At 70.3% G+C, this 18,148-nt stretch carries 21 protein-coding genes and 1 pseudogene; 15 read left to right on the forward strand and 7 right to left on the reverse strand.

Features of this window, described 5'->3' with window-relative positions; genetic code table 11:
• Window positions 1-413: 413 nt before the first annotated feature.
• The 7 genes and pseudogenes from ACTHMS_RS20280 to ACTHMS_RS20310 all read left to right on the forward strand — a co-directional run bounded on the left by ACTHMS_RS20280 (window position 414) and on the right by ACTHMS_RS20310 (window position 3,970).
• Window positions 414-695, forward strand: a complete 282-nt coding sequence (locus ACTHMS_RS20280) for a hypothetical protein (RefSeq protein ID WP_440308475.1) — start codon at window positions 414-416, stop codon at window positions 693-695.
• A 3-nt stretch (window positions 696-698) separates the two neighbouring features.
• On the forward strand, window positions 699-1,199 hold the full coding sequence (locus tag ACTHMS_RS20285) for a DUF1643 domain-containing protein (protein ID WP_440308476.1): 501 nt from the start codon (window positions 699-701) through the stop codon (window positions 1,197-1,199).
• Window positions 1,200-1,289: 90 nt separating this feature from the next.
• Window positions 1,290-2,545: pseudogene (locus tag ACTHMS_RS20290) on the forward strand (IS3 family transposase).
• A gap of 25 nt (window positions 2,546-2,570) precedes the next feature.
• A complete protein-coding gene (locus ACTHMS_RS20295) occupies window positions 2,571-2,945 on the forward strand; it encodes a transposase (protein ID WP_440308477.1) in 375 nt (124 codons plus the stop codon).
• A 54-nt stretch (window positions 2,946-2,999) separates the two neighbouring features.
• Window positions 3,000-3,257, forward strand: coding sequence for a hypothetical protein (locus ACTHMS_RS20300; RefSeq protein WP_440308478.1), 258 nt, complete (start codon window positions 3,000-3,002; stop codon window positions 3,255-3,257).
• Between the two features lie 77 nt (window positions 3,258-3,334).
• Window positions 3,335-3,598 carry a hypothetical protein gene (locus tag ACTHMS_RS20305; RefSeq protein WP_440308479.1) on the forward strand — a complete coding sequence of 88 codons (264 nt, stop codon included), beginning with the start codon at window positions 3,335-3,337 and terminating at the stop codon, window positions 3,596-3,598.
• Between the two features lie 36 nt (window positions 3,599-3,634).
• Window positions 3,635-3,970 (forward strand): hypothetical protein, encoded by a 336-nt coding sequence (locus tag ACTHMS_RS20310; protein WP_440308480.1) that lies wholly within the window; start codon window positions 3,635-3,637, stop codon window positions 3,968-3,970.
• 393 nt (window positions 3,971-4,363) lie between these two features.
• On the opposite strand, the gene ACTHMS_RS20315 is transcribed toward ACTHMS_RS20310, so the two are convergent.
• The 6 genes from ACTHMS_RS20315 to ACTHMS_RS20340 all read right to left on the reverse strand — a co-directional run bounded on the left by ACTHMS_RS20315 (window position 4,364) and on the right by ACTHMS_RS20340 (window position 9,117).
• On the reverse strand, window positions 4,364-4,501 hold the full coding sequence (locus ACTHMS_RS20315; protein WP_440308529.1) for a GDCCVxC domain-containing (seleno)protein: 138 nt from the start codon (window positions 4,499-4,501) through the stop codon (window positions 4,364-4,366).
• A 426-nt stretch (window positions 4,502-4,927) separates the two neighbouring features.
• Window positions 4,928-5,785 carry a SecDF P1 head subdomain-containing protein gene (locus ACTHMS_RS20320; protein ID WP_440308481.1) on the reverse strand — a complete coding sequence of 286 codons (858 nt, stop codon included), beginning with the start codon at window positions 5,783-5,785 and terminating at the stop codon, window positions 4,928-4,930.
• A gap of 81 nt (window positions 5,786-5,866) precedes the next feature.
• Window positions 5,867-6,535 carry a response regulator transcription factor gene (locus tag ACTHMS_RS20325; protein ID WP_440308482.1) on the reverse strand — a complete coding sequence of 223 codons (669 nt, stop codon included), beginning with the start codon at window positions 6,533-6,535 and terminating at the stop codon, window positions 5,867-5,869.
• Window positions 6,532-7,356, reverse strand: coding sequence for a sensor histidine kinase (locus tag ACTHMS_RS20330; protein WP_440308483.1), 825 nt, complete (start codon window positions 7,354-7,356; stop codon window positions 6,532-6,534). Before ACTHMS_RS20330 ends, ACTHMS_RS20325 begins: the two co-directional genes overlap by 4 nt.
• A gap of 25 nt (window positions 7,357-7,381) precedes the next feature.
• Window positions 7,382-8,206, reverse strand: coding sequence for an ABC transporter permease (locus ACTHMS_RS20335; protein WP_440308484.1), 825 nt, complete (start codon window positions 8,204-8,206; stop codon window positions 7,382-7,384).
• Window positions 8,203-9,117, reverse strand: coding sequence for an ATP-binding cassette domain-containing protein (locus ACTHMS_RS20340; protein ID WP_440308485.1), 915 nt, complete (start codon window positions 9,115-9,117; stop codon window positions 8,203-8,205). The genes ACTHMS_RS20335 and ACTHMS_RS20340 overlap by 4 nt, the downstream gene beginning before the upstream one ends.
• 176 nt (window positions 9,118-9,293) lie before the next feature.
• Between ACTHMS_RS20340 and ACTHMS_RS20345 the strand changes: the two genes are divergently transcribed.
• The 6 genes from ACTHMS_RS20345 to ACTHMS_RS20370 all read left to right on the forward strand — a co-directional run bounded on the left by ACTHMS_RS20345 (window position 9,294) and on the right by ACTHMS_RS20370 (window position 15,686).
• Window positions 9,294-11,336, forward strand: a complete 2,043-nt coding sequence (locus tag ACTHMS_RS20345; RefSeq protein ID WP_440308486.1) for an ATP-dependent helicase — start codon at window positions 9,294-9,296, stop codon at window positions 11,334-11,336.
• A 47-nt stretch (window positions 11,337-11,383) separates the two neighbouring features.
• Window positions 11,384-11,719 (forward strand): ArsR/SmtB family transcription factor, encoded by a 336-nt coding sequence (locus tag ACTHMS_RS20350; RefSeq protein WP_440308487.1) that lies wholly within the window; start codon window positions 11,384-11,386, stop codon window positions 11,717-11,719.
• Window positions 11,716-12,174 carry an SRPBCC family protein gene (locus ACTHMS_RS20355; RefSeq protein ID WP_440308488.1) on the forward strand — a complete coding sequence of 153 codons (459 nt, stop codon included), beginning with the start codon at window positions 11,716-11,718 and terminating at the stop codon, window positions 12,172-12,174. The genes ACTHMS_RS20350 and ACTHMS_RS20355 overlap by 4 nt, the downstream gene beginning before the upstream one ends.
• A 77-nt stretch (window positions 12,175-12,251) precedes the next feature.
• Window positions 12,252-13,694 carry a DHA2 family efflux MFS transporter permease subunit gene (locus tag ACTHMS_RS20360; protein WP_440308489.1) on the forward strand — a complete coding sequence of 481 codons (1,443 nt, stop codon included), beginning with the start codon at window positions 12,252-12,254 and terminating at the stop codon, window positions 13,692-13,694.
• Window positions 13,695-13,737: 43 nt separating this feature from the next.
• Window positions 13,738-14,634: an alkaline phosphatase family protein gene (locus ACTHMS_RS20365; RefSeq protein ID WP_440308490.1), complete on the forward strand. Its 897-nt coding sequence runs from the start codon at window positions 13,738-13,740 to the stop codon at window positions 14,632-14,634.
• Window positions 14,635-14,744: 110 nt separating this feature from the next.
• Window positions 14,745-15,686, forward strand: coding sequence for a peptidoglycan-binding domain-containing protein (locus ACTHMS_RS20370; RefSeq protein WP_440308491.1), 942 nt, complete (start codon window positions 14,745-14,747; stop codon window positions 15,684-15,686).
• Window positions 15,687-15,721: 35 nt separating this feature from the next.
• On the opposite strand, the gene ACTHMS_RS20375 is transcribed toward ACTHMS_RS20370, so the two are convergent.
• Window positions 15,722-16,204, reverse strand: a complete 483-nt coding sequence (locus ACTHMS_RS20375) for a MarR family winged helix-turn-helix transcriptional regulator (RefSeq protein WP_440308492.1) — start codon at window positions 16,202-16,204, stop codon at window positions 15,722-15,724.
• A gap of 145 nt (window positions 16,205-16,349) precedes the next feature.
• Here ACTHMS_RS20375 and ACTHMS_RS20380 point away from each other — a divergent pair, with 145 nt between their 5' ends.
• Window positions 16,350-16,634, forward strand: a complete 285-nt coding sequence (locus ACTHMS_RS20380; RefSeq protein ID WP_440308493.1) for a GlsB/YeaQ/YmgE family stress response membrane protein — start codon at window positions 16,350-16,352, stop codon at window positions 16,632-16,634.
• Window positions 16,635-16,718: 84 nt separating this feature from the next.
• On the forward strand, window positions 16,719-17,930 hold the full coding sequence (gene serA / locus ACTHMS_RS20385) for a phosphoglycerate dehydrogenase (RefSeq protein ID WP_440308494.1): 1,212 nt from the start codon (window positions 16,719-16,721) through the stop codon (window positions 17,928-17,930).
• The last annotated feature ends 218 nt before the right edge of the window (window positions 17,931-18,148 follow it).

The following is an 18,148-nucleotide window of genomic DNA, read 5'->3' on the forward strand; positions in this document are numbered from 1 at the left end:
GTTCTACCGCTTCGCGTACATGATGCTGGGCCCAGCCCAGGTTGGGCACCCGAGTACGCCCGCTCCGCCGTTACGACGTCCCCGCGACCGTTATGGACGGGTGTTGAAGTAGGCACGCGGCCTGAACGCCATGGCGGCGACCGTGCACGACCATGGCGCCCCTCTCGGCGAGGCGGCCTTCGTGCCTGTCCAATTCGATCTTGGGGCACCGGTTGAGGACCTCCTCGAGCCAGGACAGAAGTCTGCGCCGCTGTCGGCGTGATGTGCGGGCCGTGATGGGAGCCCGACTTCCGATTGATTCTTGGGAAGGTGCCTCGCGTGAGGCCTGATGTGACCGAGTCCGTGCGAGGGCTCGCACGCCGGATGGGCCCCGCTCAGGTCAACGTATGCATACACGTGGTCTGATTTTGGTTGTGGAATGGAACGCGGAAGTTGTCTTCGACTTTGAGATGCCCGGCGAGGTCGTCGACGAGATGCTGACACGGCTGAATTTGCCGGTCGGCGAAGCCGGTCTGTCGAACGGCGCAGTGATCGCTGCGGCACCGGAAGGCCGGACGACCGTCGTCGTAACGGTCGACGCCGACGACTTGGCGAATGCCGCCGTGGAGGCCGTGCGGGTCACTCGCGAGATCGTCGATAAGGACGCAGTCGTGCTCGAGGTCATGCCGTCCGCTGAGTATTGGGCTCACGACTGACCGATGATTCTTCGGCCGCCGCAGGTGTTATCGGACTGCGAGAGGTATGAGTACGCCTTCCGGCGCGTCTGGGACTCGACTAAGCCGCTCGCTTTGTGGATCATGCTCAATCCGAGCAACATCACGCCGGTTTCGGGGTGGACGGATATCTCAGCCGACGGACCGACTGTCGCCCGCTGCGTCGCCTTCTCGAAGGGGTGGGGCTGCGGCGGCATGATGACCGGCAACATCTTCGCGTACCGAGCGACCAAGCCCGACGACCTGAAGCAATGCGAGGAACCGATCGGGCCGGACAACGACGCCACCCTGCAGCGGTTGCTCGACGAGGCATCCGTCGTCATCGCCGGGTGGGGCGCTTCTTTTCCGCGCGTCCACTCGGCCAGGGTTCGTGAGGTCCACGACATGCTGCAGGCGCGAGGCGCTCACTGTCTCGGCCGGACCGCAGAGGGCCACCCGCGGCATCCGCTGTACGTGCGTGGCACGACGCCGCGGGTCCCGCTCTAACAGAGCCTGGCGTCTGGCCGGTGAACGACAGCGATATGAACCGCCCGAGGTTGTCGTGCCGCATCTTTCTGAGTTGGAAGGATGCGTTCTGTGCCGAAGAAGATCGATGCGAAGGTCAAGGAGCGTTGCGCTCGCCAGGTCCTTGATCATCTGCTGGAGTACCCGTCGTTGACCGCGGCGTGTGAGGCCGTCGCCCGCCGTGAGGGCGTGGGGTGGGAGTCGGTGCGCCGCTGGGTGCGGCAGGCCCAGGTCGACACCGGGCAGCGGCAGGGCGTGAGCAGTGAGGAGCTGGCCGAGATCCGGGAGTTGAAGGCGAAGGTGCGCCGGCTCGAGGAGGACAACGAGATCCTGCGTCGGGCCTCGATTTTCTTCTCGGGGGAACTCGACCCCCGCAACCGCTGATCGTCGCGTTCGTCGACGAGATGCGCGCCGAGGGCTACGCGGTCGAGTCGGTCTGCCGGGTCCTGCGTGAGCAGGGCTGCCAGATCGCCGCGCGGACCTACCGGTCGTGGGCACAGCCGGACCGGGCCTTGGCGGCTCGGACGGTGAGCGACGCGCTCGTGCAGGACCGGGTGCGGGAGATGGCCTGGACGGTCGATGACCACGGCGTGCGGCGGCTGACGCCCGAGGGCCTGTATGGGCGGCGCAAGATGACCGCGCTGGTGCGCCGCTCGATGCCCGAAGCCTCACCCGGCGCGGTCGACCGGGCGATGCGATCTCTTGGCCTGCAAGGTGTGCGCCGCGCCAAAGGCGTCCGCACGACCGTGCCGGGTAAGGACGGGCGCCGCGCCGGCGACCTGCTCGACCGGGACTTCACCGCCGCGGCGCCGAACCGGACCTGGGTCATGGACTTCACCTACGTCCGCACCTGGCTCGGGTTCGTCTACGTCGCGTTCATCGTCGACGTCTTCGCCCAGAAGATCGTCGCCTAGCACGTCGCGCCGACCAAGGCCGTCGATCTGGTCGACGTGCCGCTGCGGATGGCGCTGTGGCAGCGCGGCCGCGAACGGCATCCTGTCGTCCCCGGTGAGTTGATCGCGCACGCCGACGCCGGGTCGCAATACACATCGAGGGAATTCGCGTTGTTCTGCGCGGCCACCAACGTTCGCGGCAGCGTCGGGCGGACCGGTGTGTGCTGGGACAACGCCGTCGCCGAGTCGTTCTTCGCTGCCCTGAAGAACGAGATGTACCACCGAACCGAGTTCGGCACCCGAGCCCGCGCGAGGTTCGCGGTCGCCGACTACATCGAGGTGTTCTACAACCGCCGGCGCCTGCACTCGACGCTCGGCTACCGCACGCCCTACGAGGTGCTCACCGAGCACCGCGCCGCAGCCACCGCTGCTTGATCAACAACCCGAGGAACTGTCCAAGATGCTTGACACAGCCCACACCGTCCGCCACCGGCTCTCACGCGGCGGGAACCGGCAGATCAACCACGTCCTGCACGTCATGGCCACCGCCCAGCTCCGCCACCCCAGCGAAGGCCAGGCCTACTACCAGCGCCTCCGCGGCAACACGAAGAACGGCCTGGAAGCGATGCGCTGCCTCAAACGACGCCTGTCCGACGTCGTCTATCGCACCATGCTCACCGACATGATCAACGCTGCGGCGGGTCCGGGAGGACACCCGGGCACGACTATTCAATCCAGCGCGGCCGACTCACATCCCGTCGCCGACTCTTCGGATCAGTCACTTCCCGAACCTGCCAACAAGCACCCTAGAACAGCCGTCCCAACCGCGTCTTGACACAGAGGGGCGCCATGGTCGATCGGTTCGGGGCGGCATGCCACGATCTTGTGTGTGGATGACTGGCGTTTGATGGGTCAGGAGCGGTACCTCGCCGGACGGACTTTCCAACTTCGCGCATGGTGGCCCTACCGAGAAGGCTGGGACCACGACCACTGCGACTTCTGCCAGCGCCAGATCAGCTCGCCGCTTGCCACTGACGACGACGAGGCAGTCGTAGAGGGGTATGTCACGGAGGACGGCTACCACTGGGTCTGCGAGCATTGCTTCACGGATTTCCAGGAGCGCATGGACTTCCGGGTGGCGGACTAGTGGAGTCCGGCGCGCAACTCGGTGGTGCAGTGCCGCGACAGCGGGACGGTGGCGCAGTCTGAGGGAGAATCAGAAACATGCGTGACCAGCCGTTCTACGCGACCGGCGAAGGCGACACCTTCGGCAAGCTGCTCGACCTGCTGAACCGACTCGACGCTGCCCGTATCTGGTACCGATTGCACCATAGCCGCCCGGACACGGTCATGATCGATGTAGCGGTGCCCGGCTGGCGCTGGGAGATCGAGTTCGCATCGGATGGCTCGGTTGCCGTCGAGCGGTATCGATCGATCGCGGGAGTTGAAGACGACCCGGCGTTGGTGGAAGCCCTCTTCACTGCTTAGCGTTTTCCGGTAGGCCGGGCGTGCAACCATGCGAAGGTGCCGATCTTTGATGTCGTTGCCGCGGCCACTTCCCTGCTGATCACCGATCGGTACCCGTTCGATAACACGCGACGATCGACGCAGATGATCCGAGCCCGACTCGTGCCGCCAAAGGTTGCAGAGGCGGCGAGCCTTCTGGCGACTGAAGACGACCCAACGGACGTGGCCCTGATGACCTGGCCCGACTTAACTTTCGTGTTCCTCCGCGGCCACACTGAGCTTCTTCAGGTGGGCTACATCCCCGGTTGGCTGCGCTCGGAGAGCTGGGCGGGCGGGGATCGTCGGCTTGTACGAGCCGACGAGGCTGCGGCATGGCTCGAACTGCACACTTGATCAGCGGCATGGTCGCGCTGCGCCGTGACACAGAGGGGCGCCATGGTCGTGCAGCACCGGGCGGCGTTGGACACCGACCGTGTTACGGGATGAACCGTCCCATCCATCGCAAGCCCCGGCCCACGATCTTGTTCTGGTGCCATCCGTGCCGGACAACGGTCTTACGCAACCGCCTGATCTGATCCCGCGCCCGTACAGCGAGCCCGGTGCGGGACTTGTCCTCGATCTCCCAGGCCCACTTGCTCAGCGAGTGGGCACAGCGGATGCAGACCACGACCTCGGGATGGTTGCCGAGGTGAACCAACTTCGCCGGGTCCTCGATCGCTCCGCAGCACCAGCACTGCGACCGGCCCAATTCCTCATCCTCAACTGCAACAGGCGTCGCCATGGCCGCTACTCACTTCCGACTTGCTTGGGTGGGCAGACGACCGTTCCGTATGAGCAGAACACGCAGCAGTCACCTTGCCGGGGCCGCAAATCTTGGCCACATTCCTCGCACCGATAGACGTACCGGCACGCGTTCTCAGGCATCGTCTCGACCGCCTGTGTCCCGCACAGCGGGCAGGTGATGACCGACTCCCAGGTCAGGGCCACCTCCCCAGGCTACGTGCTCAGCCGTTGGCGCGAGCTTGTCGTCAACAATCGTCAGGCGCGCCGTCACATCGGCATGGTCGTGCACTCCTGACGCTGCTGTTGATCGCTGCAGCGAGCATGACCGTCACCCACCCCCTGGGGTGCCGTCACAAGGATTCGAACAGCCTCCGATTCGTGCCACACACGTGCCACATCGCGTTGAAAACAGCGGTCAAGAAGGGTGCAAAACGGTCACTTGATCCACTACAGCCCCTATATTCTGGGCCTCACCACAAGCAGGTCCCAATTCCCAAGCTGACAGTGCGGGTTCGATTCCCGTCACCCGCTCCATGTGGAGCTCCTGCGGACCTCCCTCGCCGCGTTCTAGGGGTGGACGGCTCGCGCGAGCGCTTCGGCCTGGGCCTGCGAGAACGTGCCGCTGATGACGGTCGGGATGCCAGAGATCGTCGAGGTGGTCACGGGGAGCGAGACGAGCGCGGATCCGACACTGAGGGCGACGAAGTCGGCGCACGGCGTCGAGGCGCGTCCGCATGCCGACGCGGGCGTGACGCTCGATCCGGTCCCGCCGATGTTGTGCGCGGCGGTGTAGCTCGACCACGCCGCATCCGCCGCGGTGTCCAGGGTGATCGCCACCGTCCACGTCGGAGCAGTCTGCGTCGTCGGAGCTTCCGCCGCCGCCCGCTGCACCCCGGCGCCGGTGAACACCGCCGGGCCGACGAGGGCCACGGTGCGTGGGCCGGCGGAGCCGTCGTCGCACACCACGGCCCACCGGCCTGCAGGGTCGACCGGGGGTGACGCGCAGTCGGTCGCCGCGAGCGACTGCTCGAGCGTCTCCTGCCGGCTGTGGTCGAGCCGGTCGTACTCGGTGTCGACGGTCGGCACCGGGAACGGCAGCTGCGTCAGCGGCGACGGTCGCGCCGCGCCGGACGCCGCCGTCACGGTCGGTGCCACGAGCGGTCGTGCGCTGAAGGTGCCGGAGTACCGCCCGCTGCCCGCCGGCTTGGACGGGGTGTCCGCCGGGGCCGACGAGGCGGTGGTCGTCCCGGGCTGCGTCACCGTCGAGGTCACCGTGACCGTTCCGGCGTCGCCTCCGCCGCGCGTGCTCGCGCACCCGGCGACGAGGCTCACTGCGCAGACGAACCCGACGAGGGGCCGCACCGCCGCACGGCCACGCGGGCTGGTCCGCGCCATCACCTTCACCACGACACGTCCCCCGATCATCTGCCACCTGCTGCGGAAGTCCGCTCACGGTAGCGGCGTCGCACGCTGCCGACATCTCGGCGCAGCGCAGACGCGTCCCGTTCAGGACGCGGGGCGGGCCAGCCGGCAGTCGTAGGCGAAGATCACGGCCTGCACGCGGTCGCGCAGGCCGAGCTTCGCGAGCACGCGGCTCACGTGCGACTTCACCGTCGCGTCGCCGACGCGCAGGTACTGGGCGATCTCGGTGTTGGTCATGCCGGAGGCGATCGCCTCGAGCACGTCGCGTTCGCGGTCGGTGAGGGTGGCGAGCCGCGCCTCGGCCTCGGCATTGGCGGCCGCGGGCAGCTCGTCGGTCAACGTGTCGAGCAACCGGCGCGTCACCCGCGGCGAGACGATCGCGTCGCCGGCCGCGACGGTGTGGATGGCCGCGATCAACTCGGCGGGCGGCACGTTCTTGAGCAGGAAGCCGCTGGCGCCGGCACGCAGCCCGGCGAAGGCGTACTCGTCCAGGTCGAACGTCGTCAGGATGAGGACCCGCGTCTCCGGGCGCTCGGCGCAGATGCGCCGGGTTGCTTCGATGCCGTCGGTACCGGGCATGCGGACATCCATGACGACCACGTCCGGACGCAGCGCCCGCACCGCGTCCACGGCCTGCGCACCGTCGGCGGCCTCGCCCACGACCTCGACGTCGTCCTGCGCGTCGAGGATCATGCGGAAGCCCTCGCGGATGAGGCCGTGGTCGTCGGCGAGCAGCACGCGCACGGCGCTCATCCGCGCGTCCCGATCAGACGTCGGTGTGCGTGCCGGTCGTCGTCGAGCGGCAGCCACGCACTGACGCGCCACCCCGTCTGCGTCGGCCCGGCCATCAGGCGGCCGCCGTGCACGGCCAGCCGTTCACGCATGCCGATCAGCCCGTGCCCCGGCGGCTCGGCCGCAGCGGTGCCACCGCCGTTGTCGTCGACCACGACGCGCAGGTCGCTGTCCCCTCGGCGCAGCGACACCAGCAGCCGCGTCGCCCGCGGCGCGTGCTTGATCGCGTTGGTGAGCGCCTCCTGCACGAGCCGGAAGACGGCGAGCTGCACGGGCAACGGCAACGACTCGGTCGACCCGCTCGTCGAGTAGGTCACCTGCACGCCGGTCTCGCGCACCGTCGCGAACAGCGCCTCGAGGTCGGCCAGGGTGGGTTCCGGGTGCAGCGTCGCACGCTGCGGCGCCGGCTCGGTGTCCGCGCGCAGCAGCGCGACCACGTCGCGCATGTCGCCGAGGGCGGCGCGTCCGGTGTCGGCGGCCTGGGCCATCGCCTGCCGGGCTCGCGCCGGGTCGCGCTCGACGGTGGCGCTCGCGCCGTCGGCCAGGGCGATCATGACCGAGAGGCTGTGCGCGACGATGTCGTGCATCTCGCGGGCGATACGGGTGCGCTCGGCGACCAGCGCGAGGTGCGCCTGGCGCTCGGCGTGCGCCGCGTGCTCGGCGCGGGCGCGGTCGAGCAGGTCTCGGTAGCGGCGGCGCGTCCAGACCTGGAGGCTCAGCAGGCCGCCGGCCACCGCGAGGCTCGCCACCAGCGCGGCCGACAGCACCCACGTCGTGTGCATGGCGTCAGTGTGATCCGTCCGCCGCTCAGACGTCGCGGCGGCGCAGCACGATCCACCCGGCGACGAGCATGGCGAGGACGTAGAGGGCGAAGACGCCCATGCCGGCCCACGGCCGGAGCGACTCGGCGGCGGTGCGGTTCGGCTCCATGATCGCCGTGCCGGCGTTGAGCGGCAGGTACTTGTTCACGTGCAGCTGCCAGCTGGACGGCAGTGCCTGGGCGAGCAGCGGCAGCACCAGGATGAAACCGAAGAGCGTGGCGATGGCCGCGCCGGTGTTGCGCAGCGCGAAGCCGAGACCGAGCCCCATCAGGCCGACGCCGGTGACGTAGAGCGCCGCGCCGACGACCGCCTCGAGGGCGCCGGCGTGGCCGAGCGAGACACCGAAGTGCACCGGATGCGTGTTCAGGGCGGCCTGGCCGCCGAGGAAGGCGATGAACGCCGCGGCGAGCGCGATGACGAACAGGCTCACCGCGAAGACCCCTGCCTTCGCGAGCAGCACGGGCACACGCCGTGGCACTGCCGACAGGCTCGCCCGGATCATGCCGGTGCTGTACTCGCCGGTCACGAAGAGCACCCCGAGCACGCCGAGGGCGAGCTGGGCGAGGAAGAAGCCCCGCAGCGACAGGCCGATCTGGTTCGAGAAGTCGCCCTTCCCGACGAGGTAGCGGTGCGAGTACAGGTCGTTGCCGCGCAGGTAGGTGAACAGGATGCCGAGGCCGATGGCGGCGACGAGGGCGGCGACGATGCTCCACCACGTCGAGTGCAGCGAGCGGAACTTGATCCACTCGGACGTGACCACGCGAACCGGGGTGACGCCCGCGTTGCGAGGCGCCTCGAGGGTGCTGGTCATGACGCCACCTCCACCGGCGCGAACTCGATGGCGTCGCGGGTCAGTTCCATGAAGGCCTCCTCGAGCGACGCCTGCTGTGGGACGAGTTCCACCAGGGCGATATGGGCGTCCGCCGCGATCCGGCCGATGCGGGCGCTGCTCATCCCCGTGACGACGAGGACGTCGCGCTCGCTGCTGCTGACTGTGACGTCGTCGGCGGCGAGCAGTTCGCGCAGCCGGGCCGCCTCCTCCGTCCGCACACGCACGACGTCGCGCGACGCGGCCCGCGTCAACTCGGCGACGCTCGCGTCCGCGATGAGCCGGCCCTGCCCGACGACGATGAGGTGCGAGGCCGTCAGGGCCATCTCGCTCATGAGGTGGGACGAGACGAACACGGTGCGTCCCTCGGCGGCGAGCGAGCGCAGCAGCGTGCGGATCCAGAGGATGCCCTCGGGGTCGAGGCCGTTCACCGGCTCGTCGAGCAGCAGCGTGTGCGGGTCGCCGAGCAGCGCGGACGCGATGCCGAGCCGCTGTCCCATGCCGAGTGAGAAGCCGCCGGCCCGCTTGCCGGCCATCGCGCTGAGCCCGACGAGTTCGAGCACCTCGTCGACGCGACGCTTGCCGATGCCGTTCGTCGCGGCCAGTGCGAGCAGGTGGTTGCGCGCGCTGCGTCCGGTGTGGATCGCCCTGGCCTCGAGCAGCGCGCCGACCTCGCAGAGCGGTGCGCGCAGGTCGCGGTAGCTGCGGCCGTTGATCGTCGCGTGCCCGGCCGTCGGCCGGTCGAGGCCGAGCAGCAGGCGCATCGTCGTCGACTTGCCCGCACCGTTCGGGCCGAGGAACCCCGTGACCACGCCGGGCTGCACGGTGAACGAAAGGTGGTCGACGGCGAGCTTCTCGCCGTAGCGCTTCGTCAGTTCGATCGCCTCGATCATGGCCCTGACGCTAGGCGCGGCGGCGGTCGCCGCGCATCGGCCGAGCGGCGGGAGCCCGGCTCCCCCGAGCGGGGGAGGGCCGGCGACGTGCGCGGGCGAGCCGCACCCCCGAGCGCCACCGCCGACATGTGGCGTCGCAGCCGTCGTTGACGGTGGTCGAGCCTATGCTCGAATGCATGTTCGAGCACGTCGCCGATGGGTCCTGCGTCGAGACCCTGGACGCCCAACAGCAAGCCGCGGCCACCGACCCCGCGGCCCGCGTGGTCGTCGTGGCCGGCGCGGGCACGGGCAAGACGACCGCGCTGACCGGCCGCGTCGCGCACCTGCTCGAGCGCGGCGTGCCGCCCGAGCGCATCCTGCTGCTCACCTTCACCCGCCGCGCGGCCGACGACATGGTCGCGCGCGCCGCCTCAGCCTGCGGCGATGCGCCGTCGGCACGGCGGCTCTGGGGCGGCACGTTCCACGCGGTGGCGTACCGGCTCGTCGCCGAGTTCGCCGGCGTGCTCGGCCTCGGCGACGTGACCGTGCTCGACCCGTCCGACGTCACCGATCTGCTCGATCTGCTGCGCGACGAGCACGGCCTCACCGCCGCGCCGAGCCGCGAACGGCGCCCCCGCGCTTCGACGCTCGCCGACATCTGCACGCGGTCGGTGAACACGGGGCGGCCCGCCCGCGAGGTGATCGCCGAGCAGTTCCCGTGGTGCGAGCCGCACACGGACGCGATCATGGCGCTGCTGCGCGACTTCATGGCGCGCAAGCGTGCGCGCGGCCTGCTCGACTTCGACGACCTGCTCATCGCGTGGCGTGCGCTGCTCGACGATCCGATGGTCGGCGCGGTCCTGCGGCGCCGGTGGGACCACGTGCTCGTCGACGAGTACCAGGATGTCAACCAGATCCAGGTCGAGATCGTCGAGCGGCTCTGCGGCGATGGCGCCGTGCTCACCGTCGTAGGCGACGACGCGCAGGCGATCTACGGCTTCCGCGGGGCCGGGCGCGGCCATCTGCTCACCGCGGCGGCCGGGCGCGAGGGCACCAGCGTCGTGCGGCTCGAGGTGAACTACCGGTCGCGGCGCCCCCTGCTCGACCTGGCCAATGTCGTGCGCCCGGCGCCGGACGGTCACCGGCTCACCCTCGTGCCGGCGCGTGCGGACGCGCCGCGCCCGCAGCGTCCGCGGCTGCGTCGCTGCCATGACGTCAACGCCGAGGCGCGCGAGCTGACGGACGCGGTGCTCGAGCACGTCGAGCAGGGTGGCCGCCTGCGCGACCAGGCGGTGCTCATGCGCTCGGGCTCGCACAGCGACGTCCTCGAGCTCGAACTCACCGCCCGGCGCGTGCCGTTCGTCAAGTACGGCGGCCTGAAGTTCCTCGAGGCCGCACACGTGAAGGACCTGCTCGCCCTGCTCCGGGTCGTCGTGAATCCGCGCGACGACCTCGCGTGGTTCCGTCTGCTGCGGCTGCACACCGGCGTCGGGCCGGCGACGGCGCGCCAACTGCTGCCGGCCCTGCTCGACGACGAGGTCGACCTCAACGAGGTGGTCGCGGCCGCACCCCAGGCGGCGCGCACCGAGTTGCAACGGACGTTGAGCGTCGTCGCCGAGGTGCGCCCGGTCGTCGGTGACCCCAGCCGTCTGGCGTCGGCGATCGGCGACTGTCTCGCGGCGCTGCGCCCGCTGCTGCTGGCGCGCTACCGCGACGCCGCGGTGCGGGTCGGCGACGTCGAACGCCTCGCCGAGACCGCGGCGCAGCACACCGACCTCGGCAGCTTCATCACCTCGGTCGTGCTCGACCCGCCGGCGAGCACGAGTGACCAGGCCCAATCACCACACCGCGACGACGACTACCTGACGCTGAGCACCATCCACTCGGCCAAGGGACTCGAGTGGCCGGTGGTGCACCTCGTGCACGCCGTCGACGGGGCCTTCCCCTCCGACATGGCGGTCGGCACACCGGACGAACTGGCCGAGGAAGAACGGCTCTTCTACGTGGCGGTCACCAGGGCACGCGACGAACTGCACGTGTGGACGCCGCTGCGCATGCCGCACCACCGCACCGCCCGCGACGACCGGCACAGCTACGCGCCGCAGTCGCGGTTCCTGACGCCGGACGCGATCGCCGTGATGGACGTCTTCGGCGACGCCCGTCGCCCGACCCGCACGCCGGTCGGCGTCGCGGCGTCCGCCCGTGTCGAGCTGCCGACCCTGGAAGCCCTCTTCGACTGATCGTTCGAGGGTTGACAGCGTCGGACTTCACCGCAATGGTTAAGCGCATGCTTAACCAACAGCTCGACCAGGTGTTCGCCGCGCTGGCCGACCCGAGCCGGCGGGCGATGGTCGAGCGGCTGAGCCAGGGCCCGGCGTCGGTGAGCGAGTTGGCGGCACCGCTGCCGATGTCGCTGCCCGCCGTCGTCCAGCACCTGCACGTGCTCGAGGCCAGCGGTCTCGTCACGACCGAGAAGGTCGGGCGGGTGCGCACGTGCAAATTGCAGCTCAAGACCCTCGGCACCGCCGAGCGCTGGATCGCCGAGCGCAAACAGGCCTGGGACGCCCGCCTCGACCGCCTCGGCGCCTACCTGGACGCCACCGACGAAGGAGAGACCTCATGACCGCGCCCACCGTCGTGCATGACCGGTTCAGCATCGAGCGGGTCTACCGCCACGCCCGCCCGAAGGTCTTCGCCGCATGGACGAACTCCGCCGCCAAGTCGCAGTGGTGGGGCGACGAGCACATCGCGGTCGGCGCGCACACGCTCGACTTCCGCGTCGGGGGCCGCGAGCACGTCAGCGCCACCGTGCCCGACGGCCCGACCTTCACCTACGACGCGCTGTACCAGGACATCGTCGACGGTGCCCGCATCGTCACGTCCTACGAGATGACCATGGCCGGCCGGCGCATCTCGGTGTCGGTGTGCACGGTCGAGTTCTTCGACGCCGACGGCGGCGCGACCCGGCTGGTCATGACCGAGCAGGGTGCCTTCCTCGACGGTCTCGACACCAACGCCGCCCGCGCGGAGGGCACCGAGGGACTGCTCGACGCGCTCGGTACCTGGCTCGACCGCTGACGTCCCGACCACTGCGTGTCGAATCCGGCCCGTCCCGTTCGACGCATGCATGACCACCCGCTCCGAAGGGACCAGCCATGACCGCCACGCTCAGCACCGGCCGCGACGCCCAGTCGCTGCCCACCGCACCGCCCGACCGCCGCCGCCTCGCGCTCTACGTGCTCTGCACCGGCGTGCTGATGATCGTGCTCGACGTGACCATCGTGAACGTCGCGCTGCCGTCGATCCAGCACGACCTGCGGTTCAGCGCGAGCGGCCTCGCCTGGGTGGTGAACGCCTACCTCATCAGCTTCGGCGGCCTGCTGCTGCTCGCCGGCCGCCTCGGTGATCTCATCGGTGGCCGCCGCGTCTTCCTCGCGGGCATCGCACTGTTCACCGCGGCGTCGGTCGGGTGCGGCCTGTCCGGCGACGCCACGGTGCTGGTGGCCGGCCGCTTCGTGCAGGGCATCGGCGGTGCGCTGACCTCGGCCGTGGTGCTCGGCATGATCGTGACGATGTTCCCCGAGCCGGGTGAGCAGGCACGGGCGATCGGCGTCTATGCCTTCGTCGCCTCGGCCGGCAGCGCCGTCGGGCTGCTCGCCGGCGGCGTGCTCACGCAGGCCCTGAGCTGGCACTGGATCTTCTTCGTCAACGTGCCGGTGGGTGCTGCGACCGCGCTCGCAGCGCTTCGTGTGCTGCCGACCGACCGGTCGGTCGGTTCCCTGCGCGGTGTCGACCACCTCGGTGCCGCGCTCGCCACCGGCACGATGATGCTCGGCGTCTGGACGATCGTCGACCCGGCAGCCACCCATGGCTGGGCCGACGCGCGCACGATCGTGCCGGCCGCCATCACCGTCGTGGGCGCTCTCGCGTTCCTGGCCCGCGAGCGGGCTGCGATCGCCCCCCTCGTCCCGCTGCGGATCTTCCGGTCGCGGTTCGTCACCGGCGCCAACCTGGTGCAGGTGCTGTCGGTCGCCGGCATGTTCGGTGTCTTCTTCCTCGGCGCCCTGTATCTGCAACAGGTGTTGCACTACGACGCGCTGCAGCTCGGGCTCGCCTTCCTGCCGGTCTGCGTGATCATGGGGACGCTGTCCGTGCGTGGCACCGAACCGCTGATCGCGCGATTCGGTGCCGTCCGCCTGCTCGTGGTCGGCATGGCGCTCATGACGGTCGCCCTGGTGCTCTTCGCGCGGGCCCCGCTCGACGGCGGCTACGCGCCGGACGTGCTGCCGGTGATGGTGCTGCTCGGCACCGGCGCCGGGTTGGCCTTCCCCGCGCTCATGACCGCCGCGATGTCCGGCGTCGAGCCGCAGGACGCGGGGCTGGCGTCCGGTCTGGTCAACACCACCGCGCAGATCGGCGCCGCCTTCGGGCTCGCCGTGCTGGCGACTGTGGCGGCCGGCCACACCGCGACCCTGCGCTCGCAGGGCGTGACGGCCGCCGCGGCGCAGGTCAGCGGCTACCACGTGGCCTTCCTCGTCGCGGCCGCGCTCATGGCGCTCGCGGGCGCGGTGGCCGGGCTGGTGCTCCGGCGGCGCTGAGCGCAGCCGACGGCCGGGCGGTGGGCGCGCGCATGATGGGACGATGCGTCGCGCCCCCGCCGTGCTGTCCGTGCTCGCCGCCGTGCTCGGCCTGACCCTCGCCTGCTCGTCATCCTCCGACGGCAGGACGACCACGACGCCGCCGACCGCGTCGCACGCCGTCGATGCGACCAGCGCCTCGTCCGCCCTGCCGCACTTCGCGCACGTCGTGGTCGTGGTGATGGAGAACCACGGCTACTCGCAGGTCGTGGGGTCACGCAACGCGCCGTTCGTCAACGGGCTGATTCGCTCGGGCGTGCTGCTCACCCGGTCGTACGGCGTGACCCACCCGAGCGAGCCGAACTACCTCGCCCTCTTCTCGGGATCGACGCACGGCCTCGCCAGCGACACGTGCCCGCTGACCTACCGGGGTGCGAACCTCGCGACGGTGCTCGCGGCCCGGCACCTGCACTTCGCCGGCTACTCGGAAGGGCTGCCGCGCCAGGGCTCGACGGCGTGCTCGTCGGGCTCGTACGCACGCAAGCACAACCCGTGGTCGGACTTCACGACGGTGCCGGCGACGGCGAACCGCACGTTCGCGCAGTTCCCGACGGACTTCACCACGCTGCCGCAGGTGGCCTTCGTGGTGCCCGACCTCGAGCACGACATGCACGACGGCACCGTGCGCCAGGGCGACGCCTGGCTCGCGGCGCACCTCGGCGGCTACGCGCGCTGGGCCCGCACCCACGACAGCCTGCTGGTCGTGACCTACGACGAGGACGAGCGGGCCGAGGGCAACCGCATCCCGACCGTGCTGGCCGGCGCGCACCTGCGCGCCGGCGCCCGCACGGGCCAGCACGTCGACCACTTCGGGCTGCTGCGGACGATCGAGGACGTCTTCGACACCGCCCATCTCGGGAGCAGTGCCACGCGTCGGCCGATCTCGGGCATCTGGTCCTGATGTAAATCCGTGCTTGGCCGCAGGGTGGTGATCATGGCATCCTTGATCACGCGGGGGCCGTCCACGGCCCGGGGGAGCCACCTGTCGCACCCCGAGGATCCCCGCACCCCATGCGTTCCGTCCGTGCCCTGCTGACCCTGCCCGTCCTGCTCGCCACGTTGCTCGCCGGCACCGGCTCCGCCTCCGCCGCGGTGGCCGCCCCCCACACTCCGGCCGGCCTGCCGACCGCCATCGAGCCGCTCGCCTCGTACGCCGAGCAGACCGCCTGCAATCCGGTGCCGCGGCCGGGCACGCTCAAGCTGGCGAACCTGCTGAAGGCCACCTACCCCGACACGTCCTACGCCACCGTCTACGCCTGCGGCACCGACGGCACCCGCAGCGAGCACTACGACGGCCGCGCGATCGACTGGATGGTCTCGGCGCTGAATGCGCACTCGAAGGCCGAGGCGCAGGCCGTGCTCACGTGGCTGCTCGCCACCGACGCCCAGGGCAACCGCTTCGCCATGGCCCGGCGACTCGGCGTCCAGTACCTCATCTTCGACAACCGCATGTGGGGCTCGTGGAGCGGCACCTGGGAGCAGTACAACGGCTGCTACTCGCTCAAGGGCGCCGCGTACGACAACTCGTGCCACCGCACGCACATGCACATCTCGCTGGGCTGGAACGGCGCGAACGGCCTCACCACGTTCTGGACGAAGCAGGTGTCGGCGACCGACTACGGGCCCTGTGTGCCGGCCGGTCTCAACTGGGCCACCTTCACCGGCCGCCGGAACACCGTGGGCTGCCCGACCCACGCGACGGTGACGGCGCCCGCGTCGGCGTCGGCGCTCAAGAAGACGCTCGTGTACTACTCGGGCGCCCCCTTGCGCCGCGGCTGGCTCGGCGGACCCGCGGTGACCGCGGTGCAGCAGGCACTGCACATCCCCGCCACCGGTGTCTTCGACCTGACGACGCGGCTCGCGGTGCAGCACTTCCAGGCCGCGCACGGCATCCCGACCTTCGGCCTGCTCACCAACGCCACGTGGCGGGCGCTGCTGGCGGCGACCCGCTGAGCCTCGTCACCTGACGGCGCACGGCGCCGAGGGGTTCAGGCCGCGCCGTTCGGCGTGTGTCCCTCGGCGGCCAGGCCCTCGAGCAGGGCCGTGCTGATGCGGCCGAGCTCGGCCAGTCGCTCGGGGCCGAGCCGGTCGACCAGCACCTCGCGCACCTGCTCGACATGTCCCGGCGCCGCAGCGACGAGCGCCGCGTGACCGGCGTCGGTGAGCACGGCGAACGACCCGCGACGGTCGGTCTCGCAGTCCTCGCGCTCGACCCAGCCGCGTTCCTCGAGCCGCGCGACCGCGTGCGAGAGCCGGCTGCGCGACGACCGGGTGACGTCCGCCAGCTCGCTCATGCGCAGCCGCCGGTCGGGCCGTTCGCTGAGCCGCACCAGGATCTCCCAGTACGCGTGCGGCATGTCCGCGTCGCGCTGCAGCTGCCGGTCGATCAGGTCGAAGACGAGTTTCGTCGACTCGACATAGGCACGCCACGCCCGCTGCTCGTCGTCGGTGAGCCATCGGGGTGCCGCCATCCCTCGATCTTAAGAGGGCCTGACTACCCAAAGCGGACGCGACCTACGCCGGTTCCGTCCAGTAGCTGCCACCTTGCGGGCCGGTGTTAGCCCCGTGTCAGCGGCCGGGCATCCCTTCTGCAACCCACCAGGGAGGTTGGAGAACATGATCGGCTTCATCATCACCATGGTCATCGTCGGCCTGATCGCCGGCGCGCTGGCCCGGCTGCTGGTGCCGGGCAAGGACCCCATGGGCATCGGCGCGACGATCGTGCTCGGGATCGTCGGGTCGTTCGTCGGCGGGTTCCTCGGCTACGCGATCTTCCACAAGGACGCGTCGCAGGGCGCCCTGCAGCCCGCCGGCATCATCGGTTCGGTCATCGGCGCGATCATCGTGCTGCTGGTCTACCGCGCGGTCAGCGGCCGCTCGCACCACCGCAGCGTCTACTGACGCACCAGCTCGATCCCTTCGTCCCCGCTCGGAGCCGGTCCGGGCGGGGACGAAGGCGTTTCTGCGCCCGCTTAAGCTGACACGGTGACCGACCGTGCCACCCGCGTCCTGCTGCTCGAACAGATCCACCCGGACGCGGTGGAGATCCTGCGCTCGAACGGCTTCGTCGTCGAGACCCTCGACCGCGCCCTCGACGAGGACGAGCTGGTGTCGCGCATCCGCGACGTGCACCTGCTCGGCATCCGGTCGAAGACGCACGTGAGCCGCCGGGTGCTCGAGGCGGCGCCGAACCTCGTGGCGATCGGTGCGTTCTGCATCGGCACGACGCAGATCGACCTTGGCGCGGCGACCGAGCACGGCGTCACGGTGTTCAACGCGCCGTTCAGCAACACCCGCTCGGTGGTCGAGCTCGCGATCGCCGAGATCATCGCGATGACGCGGCGGCTCACCGAGAAGAACGCCCTCATGCACGCGGGCGTCTGGGACAAGTCGGCCGACGGCGCGCACGAGGTGCGCGGCCGCACGCTCGGCATCGTCGGCTACGGCAACATCGGCACTCAGCTGTCGGTGCTTGCCGAGGCGATGGGCATGCAGGTGCACTTCTACGACACGGCCGACCGGCTCGCGCTGGGGAACGCGCGGCGCTGCCTGTCGCTCGACGAGCTGCTCGGTGCGTCCGACATCGTCACCCTGCACGTCGACGACCGGCCGTCGAATCGCAACTTCTTCGGCGAGGAACACTTCGGGCTCATGCGGCCGGGGTCGCTGTTCCTCAACCTCTCGCGCGGCTTCGTCGTCGACTACGGCGCGCTGCGCAAGCACCTCGAGACCGGCCACATCGCCGGCGCGGCGGTCGACGTCTTCCCGGTCGAGCCGAAGGGGCGGGGCGACGAGTTCGTCTCCGAGCTGCGCGGGCTGCCGAACGTCATCCTCACCCCGCACATCGGCGGCTCGACCGAAGAGGCGCAGCAGGACATCGGACGCTACGTCGCCGGCAAGTTCCGCGACTTCGTGCTGAACGGGTCGACGGCGATGTCGGTCAACGTGCCGGGCCTGACGCTGCCGCGCGCCGAGGGCACGCTGCGCCTGATCCTGCTGCACCGCAACGTCCCCGGTGTCCTGGCGCGGGTCAACGGACTGCTCGCCGACGGCGGTGTCAACGTCGAGGCGCAACTGCTCGGCACCTCCGGCGACCTCGGCTATGTCGTCACCGACTCGGCCTCGGGCACCACCCAGGCCATCGTCGACCAGATCCGCGCCCTGCCCGAGACCATCAGCCTCCGCGTCATCTTCTGATCCTGCGTCCGCGTCGCGCCCCGGGGTCTGCCGGATCTTGATGCGCAAGGTTGGTCAGAGGTCGCTGGGGACATCGAGATTCGATCGGACATCGACGGGACGCGCCGAGCACCGCGAGCGCTCAGCGCTGCCAGGGCGGTGCCCGGGTGATGTGTGGCGACGGTGCGGGGTCCGGCGCGGCGTGTCGTCCCGCTGGGTCGCCACACACCGTCCGCGAC

The organism is Jatrophihabitans sp. (assembly GCF_051960575.1).
GTDB lineage: Bacteria > Actinomycetota > Actinomycetes > Mycobacteriales > Jatrophihabitantaceae > JBQCEE01.

What these genes read in the sequence shown, in the direction of transcription:
- ACTHMS_RS20325 (WP_440308482.1), bottom strand. Translation starts at nt 6,535, where the DNA reads ATGAGCGCCGTGCGCGTGCTGCTCGCCGACGACCACGGCCTCATCCGC.
- ACTHMS_RS20375 (WP_440308492.1), bottom strand. Translation starts at nt 16,204, where the DNA reads ATGGCGGCACCCCGATGGCTCACCGACGACGAGCAGCGGGCGTGGCGT.
- ACTHMS_RS20365 (WP_440308490.1), top strand. Translation starts at nt 13,738, where the DNA reads ATGCGTCGCGCCCCCGCCGTGCTGTCCGTGCTCGCCGCCGTGCTCGGC.
- ACTHMS_RS20330 (WP_440308483.1), bottom strand. Translation starts at nt 7,356, where the DNA reads ATGCACACGACGTGGGTGCTGTCGGCCGCGCTGGTGGCGAGCCTCGCG.
- ACTHMS_RS20350 (WP_440308487.1), top strand. Translation starts at nt 11,384, where the DNA reads ATGCTTAACCAACAGCTCGACCAGGTGTTCGCCGCGCTGGCCGACCCG.
- ACTHMS_RS20285 (WP_440308476.1), top strand. Translation starts at nt 699, where the DNA reads ATGATTCTTCGGCCGCCGCAGGTGTTATCGGACTGCGAGAGGTATGAG.
- ACTHMS_RS20380 (WP_440308493.1), top strand. Translation starts at nt 16,350, where the DNA reads ATGATCGGCTTCATCATCACCATGGTCATCGTCGGCCTGATCGCCGGC.
- ACTHMS_RS20340 (WP_440308485.1), bottom strand. Translation starts at nt 9,117, where the DNA reads ATGATCGAGGCGATCGAACTGACGAAGCGCTACGGCGAGAAGCTCGCC.
- ACTHMS_RS20335 (WP_440308484.1), bottom strand. Translation starts at nt 8,206, where the DNA reads ATGACCAGCACCCTCGAGGCGCCTCGCAACGCGGGCGTCACCCCGGTT.
- ACTHMS_RS20315 (WP_440308529.1), bottom strand. Translation starts at nt 4,501, where the DNA reads ATGCCTGAGAACGCGTGCCGGTACGTCTATCGGTGCGAGGAATGTGGC.
- ACTHMS_RS20345 (WP_440308486.1), top strand. Translation starts at nt 9,294, where the DNA reads ATGTTCGAGCACGTCGCCGATGGGTCCTGCGTCGAGACCCTGGACGCC.
- ACTHMS_RS20355 (WP_440308488.1), top strand. Translation starts at nt 11,716, where the DNA reads ATGACCGCGCCCACCGTCGTGCATGACCGGTTCAGCATCGAGCGGGTC.
- ACTHMS_RS20360 (WP_440308489.1), top strand. Translation starts at nt 12,252, where the DNA reads ATGACCGCCACGCTCAGCACCGGCCGCGACGCCCAGTCGCTGCCCACC.
- ACTHMS_RS20320 (WP_440308481.1), bottom strand. Translation starts at nt 5,785, where the DNA reads ATGATCGGGGGACGTGTCGTGGTGAAGGTGATGGCGCGGACCAGCCCG.
- ACTHMS_RS20305 (WP_440308479.1), top strand. Translation starts at nt 3,335, where the DNA reads ATGCGTGACCAGCCGTTCTACGCGACCGGCGAAGGCGACACCTTCGGC.
- ACTHMS_RS20370 (WP_440308491.1), top strand. Translation starts at nt 14,745, where the DNA reads ATGCGTTCCGTCCGTGCCCTGCTGACCCTGCCCGTCCTGCTCGCCACG.
- ACTHMS_RS20295 (WP_440308477.1), top strand. Translation starts at nt 2,571, where the DNA reads ATGCTTGACACAGCCCACACCGTCCGCCACCGGCTCTCACGCGGCGGG.